The 938-nt window shown below is 59.7% G+C and carries 1 protein-coding gene; it reads left to right on the plus strand.

Annotation, left to right across the window (positions count from 1 at the left end; all coding sequences use genetic code 11):
- A partial coding sequence (locus tag AC1DP9_RS27690) for a type VI secretion system Vgr family protein (protein WP_477109072.1) occupies window positions 1–938 on the plus strand: 938 nt, incomplete at both ends.

The following is a 938-nucleotide window of genomic DNA, read 5'->3' on the forward strand; positions in this document are numbered from 1 at the left end:
TATTTCCTTCCCGGCAAGTTCGGCGAGATGGTGGTGTTTGGCGATGACATTGACCATTACCTTTACAAGCCTGAATTGCGGGTGCCGTATCGCGAGACGGCGGGATTGGAGGCTGGTGTCGAAGCGGTCATCGGCCTTCGTACTATTGCTAGAACCGTCCCCGCATCGTTCCTCGTGGCGGACTACAACCCCGACCTGGCGTGGGAGCCGCTGAAGGGCGAAGCCAACGTCGCGCGCAAAGACAAGACCACCTACGGCCAGCCGTATGTCTTCGGCACCCATCACCTGGATTTCGAAGGCGCCAAATGGGAAGCCCAGCTTCGGCATGAGGCGGCGATGGCTTCCCAGGTGGTCTATGAAGGCGAGAGCAATGTGCTGGAACTGCGTCCGGCGCGAATCCTGCGGATGGATCTTGCGCTGGCCGATGCGCCGAATGGGCAGGTCATCACCGAGGTGATCCACACCGGCGCGCGCGATGCGGCGTATCGGAATACCTTCAAATCGATCCCGTCGGAACGACGGTTCCGGCTGCCGCTGGACGAGGCCAAGTGGCCGAAGATCCAGGGCACGCTGAGTGCGCGCATTACCTCCCCGAGCCAGTATCCATACGCCTATCTGACCCAGCAGGGCTATTACACGGTTCGCTTTGACTTCGATTTCGAGGACTGGCCCGGCGGTGGCGAATGCGTGCCGCTGCGATTGGCCAAGCCGTTTGCCGGGGCGCTGCAAACAGGATTTCACTTTCCGCTGATCGACGGCACCGAAGCGGCTATCGCGTTTCGGGATGGGAATCCCAATAAGCCGTACATCGCCCATGTCCACCATAACAGTCGCCAGACGGATCTGATTACCAATCAGGATCGTTGGCTATCCCGCAACGTTATTCGCACGCAGAGCGACAACAAGCTCGAATTCGAGGATTGGGAGGGACAGGAGCA

The organism is Cupriavidus sp. 01L43, assembly GCF_056399925.1.